At 73.7% G+C, this 5,551-nt stretch carries 5 protein-coding genes and 1 pseudogene; 3 read left to right on the top strand and 3 right to left on the bottom strand.

The genetic code is table 11. The features are described from left to right. Positions 1-39 precede the first annotated feature (39 nt). A complete protein-coding gene (locus ACFU99_RS31320; RefSeq protein WP_384398442.1) occupies positions 40-573 on the bottom strand; it encodes a CGNR zinc finger domain-containing protein in 534 nt (177 codons plus the stop codon). Between the two features lie 90 nt (positions 574-663). Between ACFU99_RS31320 and ACFU99_RS31315 the strand changes: the two genes are divergently transcribed. Both ACFU99_RS31315 and ACFU99_RS31310 read left to right on the top strand, forming a co-directional pair. Continuing rightward, positions 664-1,596, top strand: a complete 933-nt coding sequence (locus ACFU99_RS31315; protein ID WP_384398440.1) for a DMT family transporter — start codon at positions 664-666, stop codon at positions 1,594-1,596. Positions 1,597-1,997: 401 nt separating this feature from the next. Beyond that, the gene (locus ACFU99_RS31310) at positions 1,998-2,198 is read left to right on the top strand and encodes a hypothetical protein (RefSeq protein WP_384398438.1); all 201 of its coding nucleotides are present in this window, start codon (positions 1,998-2,000) and stop codon (positions 2,196-2,198) included. A 16-nt stretch (positions 2,199-2,214) separates the two neighbouring features. Here ACFU99_RS31310 and ACFU99_RS31305 read toward each other — a convergent pair whose 3' ends face one another. Together ACFU99_RS31305 and ACFU99_RS31300 are read right to left on the bottom strand one after the other, a co-directional pair. Further along, positions 2,215-3,228 (bottom strand): MsnO8 family LLM class oxidoreductase, encoded by a 1,014-nt coding sequence (locus tag ACFU99_RS31305; protein ID WP_384398436.1) that lies wholly within the window; start codon positions 3,226-3,228, stop codon positions 2,215-2,217. An 80-nt stretch (positions 3,229-3,308) separates the two neighbouring features. Next, positions 3,309-4,826, bottom strand: a complete 1,518-nt coding sequence (locus ACFU99_RS31300) for an alkaline phosphatase PhoX (RefSeq protein WP_384398434.1) — start codon at positions 4,824-4,826, stop codon at positions 3,309-3,311. 481 nt (positions 4,827-5,307) lie between these two features. Here ACFU99_RS31300 and ACFU99_RS31295 point away from each other — a divergent pair. Next, positions 5,308-5,551 (top strand): annotated as a pseudogene (locus ACFU99_RS31295) (hypothetical protein); the annotation flags it as partial.

Below are 5,551 nucleotides of genomic sequence, written 5' to 3'. Positions count from 1 at the left end.
CGCCGGACGAGCGCGGCCCTCGCGCCTGCCCGCCGCGCGCTACGGGCGCGCGGACGGCTTCCGGTGGTGCGCGCGGTGACGGCGTACGGCGTCGGTGTTGGAGCATCTGAGGGTGCAGTAGGCGCGCCGGCCGTTGCGGGAGACGTCGACGTACACGCGGTCGCACTCCTCGCGGGCGCACCGCCCCAGCCGGTCCGGGGACGCGAAGCACGCGACGTAGGAGAGTCCGGCGGCGGTGACGGCCCGGATGTGCGCGGCCGGGTCGGCGCCCTCGGAGCTGTAGTGCAGATGCGGGGTGCCGTCGTGCAGGGAGATGTACGGGCGGCTGGCCGAGTCCGCCAGCAGGGCGTTGATCCGTTCGCAGCGCAGGTCGAGCGGCTGCGCCCCGAAGCAGGCGCCGAGCCGCCGGCTCCACTCCCAGACCTGCCGGACCTGCGCCGCGGTGAGGCGGCGGTCGGCGATGCCGTGCGCGTCCAGAACGGGTTCCAGTTCGTGCGGCTCCCACGGTTCGCCGCCGTTGGCCAGGGCGGCGGCCAGCCGGGCGGCCTCGCCGCCGTAATGGTTGAAGTGCACTGAACGATTACAGCATGGTGGCGGCCGGGCCACCGCTCGTGGCCTCCCCGCCCGCGGAACACGCGGCAGGACCCAGGAGAGGCCGGCCCCATGCCCGAGCACCGTCATGCCATCAGCCGGTTGCCCCTCGTACTCGTCCTGGCGCAGATGCGCAGCCTCCAGATGGGCGCGGCCGTGGCCAAGGGCGCGTACGACCAGGTCGGGGCCACGGCCCTGGCGGGGATGCGGCTGCTCTTCGCCGCCGTGATCATGTGGCTCGCCGTCCGCCCGCGCCCCCGGCGCACCGACGGCCGCCAGTGGCGGGCCGCCGTCGCGCTCGGCCTGGCCCTCGCCGCCATGAACGTCGCCTACTTCCAGGCCATCAGGTTCCTGCCGATCGGCGTCGCCTCGACGCTGGAACTGCTGGGTCCGCTCACGCTCGCGGTCGCCCTGTCCCGGCGCGTACGGGACCTGGCCGCGGCGCTGCTGGCGCTGGCCGGTGTCCTGCTGCTGACGGCTCCCGGCCAGGCCCTGCCGGTCGCCGGGCTGCTGCTCGGAGCGCTGGCCGCGGTCTGCCGGGCCGGATATGTGGTCCTCAGCCGGCGGGTGGGGCAGCGGTTCCCGGACGCGAGCGGCCTCGCCCTCGCCCTGGCCGTCGGCGCGTGCGCGCTGACTCCCGTGGCCGCCGTGACCGCCGGGCGCGAGGTGGCCGCGCACCCCGGCGTGCTGGGCGTCGGGCTCCTGGTCGCGGTGTTGTCCTCGCTCGTTCCGTACTCCCTGGACATGGCCGTCCTGCGCCGTGTCGGCGTCCGCGCCTTCGGGGTCCTGCTGTCCCTGAGCCCGGCCGTCGGCGCCGCCGTGGGCGCCCTGCTGCTGCACGAGAGCCTTACGGTGCGTCAGATCGCGGCGGTGGCGCTGGTCGTGGCGGCGACGGCCTGGTCGATAGCGGGCTCGGGCAACGGCGACGGCTCCTCCGACAGCGGCCACGGCGACCGCCCGTCGCGCGGCCCGGCCCGGAGCGCCCGTTTCCGCTCCGGAAGTTGACGAGGTGTCCGATGCGGACGGCGCGCGGAGCCGCGCGTACGCCCGTACAAACCGGTTTCACGCCCCCGGAACAGTGTGGCGTTGGTCGCACCCCTGACCTTGGACACGTCGGGCCGGGGGGCGTTGGCGAGCGGGCGCCGCGGCCTCGCCCGCGCCGCCTCCGAACCGGTCGGCGCCCTCGGGCCCACACCCCTCACCCCACACCTGATCAGGGGTTTTGCTACATCAGGGCAGTTCACCAGATCGGTGCGCGAACTGCCGCCAACGGGGCGGAAGGTGCCCTGCGGACCGTACGGGAACATGCCGAACAAGCCACCGGAGGGCGGCCCGAGGGCTTCGCGGACGCACCCGCGCCCTGCATACCGGGGTGCGTTGTCAGTGCCTGCCCCTAGCCTGTACTCATGCCCACCCACCGTTCCGACCCCGCTGCCGCACGCCCGGACGCCGCCGAACTCAACGCCGCGATACACGCCCTGTGGTCGTCCTCGGCGCGCCGCGGCGGCGGTCTCACCTCCAAGGAGCGCCGGGAGTACGAGCGGCTGCGCCGGGAGTGGCTGGCGACGATGGGCCGGGAGCGGTGCGCGGCGGCGGCCATGGCCTGAGCCATGCCCCTGGCGGTCAGCTCATCGCCGCCGCGCGGGCCAGTCGCCGGTAGGAGTCCTGGAGCGCCTCGCGGTCGTACGTACTGGTGGTGACCAGCACCTCGTCGGCGCCGGTGCGCCCGATCACCGCCTCCAGCTCGGCGGCGACCTCGTCCTCCGTGCCGTGCAGCTGCCCCTCCAGGGCCACCGTGAAGTACTCGCGTTCCTTGGCCGTCATCCGCGGCTCCAACGCCTCGATCTCCTCGGCCGGGACCAGCGGCGGGAACGATCCCCGCAGCCGGGAGCGGGCGAGCGAGAACGCCTCCGGGAGCAGCAGCCGGCGGGCGGCCTCGGTGGTCTCCGCGACGGCCACGGTGCCCGCGATGACGACGTACGGGTCGGCCAGCCAGGGGGACGGCCGGAACTCCGCCCGGTAGCGCTCGATCGCGTCGAGCACCCGGTCGCCGCTGCGGAGGTCGCCGATGACCAGGGCCAGCCCGGCGGCGGCCGCGAGCCGCGCGCCGGCGGCGTTGGCCAGCACGAAGACCGGCAGCCGCAGCCCCTCGGCCGGCTGCGCGTGCACCTCGGGGTGGACGCGCTGGTCGCCGGTGAAATATCCGGTCAGCTCGGCGAGCTGGTCGGCGAAGTCCCGGGTGGCGTCCTTGCCCGCGCCGAGGGCCCGCCGGATGCCGTCGGTGAAGCCGACGGACCGGCCGAGCCCCATGTCGATGCGGCCGGGGAAGAGCGATTCGAGGACCCCGAACTGCTCGGCGACGACCAGCGGCCGGTGGTTGGGCAGCATCACGCCGCCCGTGCCGACCCGGATGCGCGAGGTCGCGGCGGCCACGGCGGCGGCGAGCACCGTGGGGGCGGAACCGGCCACTCCGGGCACGCTGTGGTGCTCGGACACCCAGAACCGGCGGTAGCCGAGCTCCTCGGCCAGCCCCGCCAGACGTACGGTGTCCCGCAGCGCCTCCCCCGGCTCCCGCCCCTCGCGGGTGCGGGAGCGGTCGAGGATGGAGAACGGGGTCGTGCGTAGCGCCGAGGTCACATCCGTGACAACAGCTGCGGGCGCTCAAGATTCCCTCGGAGGTTCCCGAGGCGGGGTGGGCCCGGAGATCCTGGACGCCGTCAGCGGTGCTGACGGCCCTGGCGCCGCCACGGTCCGGTGATCGCGAGCATGATGCCGGGCTCCTGGATGTTGGCGAACAGCGTTCGCTCGTCCGGCGAGAAGGTCACCCCGGTGAACTCGCTGTACGCGGGCTTCTCCGCGGTGCCGATGTTGAGCTCGTTGCGCGCGATGGGGTACGTACGTCCGTCGTCGAGCGCCCCGAAGAGGTGCTGCACGCCCTCCCCGTCCTCGGCGATGACGAGCCCGCCGTAGGGCGAGACCGTGATGTTGTCGGGGCCGTCGAAGGCGCCCTCGCGCTCCGGGTGGGCGTTGACGCCGAGCCGCACCTTGAGCGTCAGGGTGCGCCGCTTCGGCGCGTAGAACCAGACCTGCCCGTCGTGCTGCACGGGGCTCTCCTGGCGGGCGAACGAGCAGACGACGTAGACGCCGCCGTCGCCCCACCACATGCCTTCCAGCTTCCGGGCCCGCGTGACCTGGCCGTCCGTGAACTGCTTGCGCACCGAGGCCGTCCGCGCGTCGCGGTCCGGCACGTCGGTCCAGTCCACGCCGTAGACCGTGCCGGGCTTCGTGGCGCGCGCGAGGTCGTCGACGAACCGGCCGCCGGAGTCGAAGCACGTGAACGCCTGGAGCACGCCCGCGTCGTCGGCCAGCCGCCGCAGCTCCCCGCGCCCGTGCCGGAAGCCATGCGGCGGCGTCCAGCGGTAGAACAGTCCGTTCGGACCGGCGGCGTCCTCGGTCAGGAAGACGTGGCCGCGCCGCGGATCGACGACGGCCGCCTCGTGCGCGTACCGGCCGAACGCCTTGACGGGCCGCGGATCACGCGCCGCCCGCCGGTCGTGCGGGTCGACCTCGAAGACATAGCCGTGATCCTTGGTCATGCCGTTCTGGCCGGCCTTGTCCTCGGTCTCCTCGCAGGTCAGCCAGGTGCCCCAGGGGGTAAGGCCGCCCGCGCAGTTGGTGGAGGTGCCCGCGATGCCGACCCACTCGGCGACATGGCCGCGGCCTCGCGGCCCGCTGCCGAGCGCGCCGACCTCGACGACCGTGCAGCCGCCCGCGGCCGCCGGGTCGTAGACGAGCCCGTCGGCCAGGGGCACCGGGTGCGGCCACTTGGCGCGCGGGCCGCTCAGCTCGTGGTTGTTGACGAGCAGCGTCACGCCGCGCCGCCCCTCGAAGGCGGCGGTGCCGTCGTGGTTGGAGGGGGTGAACTCGCCGGACTCCAGCCTGGTGGCGCCGGCGCGGGTGATGACGCGGTACGAGAATCCGGCGGGCAGCGCGAGGAGCCCGGCCGGGTCCGGGAGGAGCGGTCCGTAGCCGGGGCTCTTGCCGTGGCCGTCCAGTTGATCACCGGCCTCCGTAGAGTCCGCGGCGAGGGCGCCGGGGGCGGTGGCGAGGACGCCCGCGCTGCCGGCCAGGGCGATACCGGCGCCGGTGCAGGCGGTGCGCTTGGCGAAGTCTCTGCGGCTGATCGTGCTGGTGCGGCTGAGAGCACTCGTGCGGCTGACGCGGCTGATCGTCATCTTCGTCTCCAGGGATGGCCGGATCTGTCGCTCGGTGATGCGGTGGCCCGGTGGCCCGGCGCCTCAAGCGTCCCTCGCCCCATCGGCCCGGCAGCGGACCGGTGACGGCGCTCACCATCCCGCTCCACGCCGAACGCCGGGTGAACGGGACACGACATCCAGGGTGACTTTCGACGGGACGTACCGTTTCTCAGCCCCCGCTACTCGGCCCCCGCAGCCGCCATCGAACCATGACAAAGAAGGTCATCAACGGCATCTGCCCAGGAATGACTTGATTACCCGCAGAACCCCTTGACCGCCGACCACCCCGGCAATAGACAGTCCCTTACCTGCATCACCCGTCAGGAGCACGCGCGACGCGCGACTCCCACCGAGTCCGGTCCCCGCCCTCGTCAGGGCCGGGCTCCACGCACACACGGTCCCGCGCACGGTGCGTCCGCATGCCCGCGCGGGCCCAGGATCGGGGAAGAGGTGGTTCGGCGTGAGCCGGCCCGAGATGATGCGAGGACCCACCGGCGGGCAGGTCAGTGACTCCTCCCGCCAGCAGGCGATGTCCGACTTCCTGCGTCCGCAGCAGCCGGTCGCCAACGTCGTCGGTTTCGGCCACGGCGTGAAGTGGACCGACGGGGAGCCGACCGGCCAGGAAGCCGTGCTGGTCTTCGTGACCCAGAAGGTTCCGGAGTCGATGCTGGCCGAGCGGGACCTGATCCCGCACATGATGGACG

It is taken from the genome of Streptomyces sp. NPDC057654 (assembly GCF_042800135.1).
GTDB lineage: Bacteria > Actinomycetota > Actinomycetes > Streptomycetales > Streptomycetaceae > Streptomyces.
This window is presented reverse-complemented; position numbering and strand designations above follow the sequence as displayed.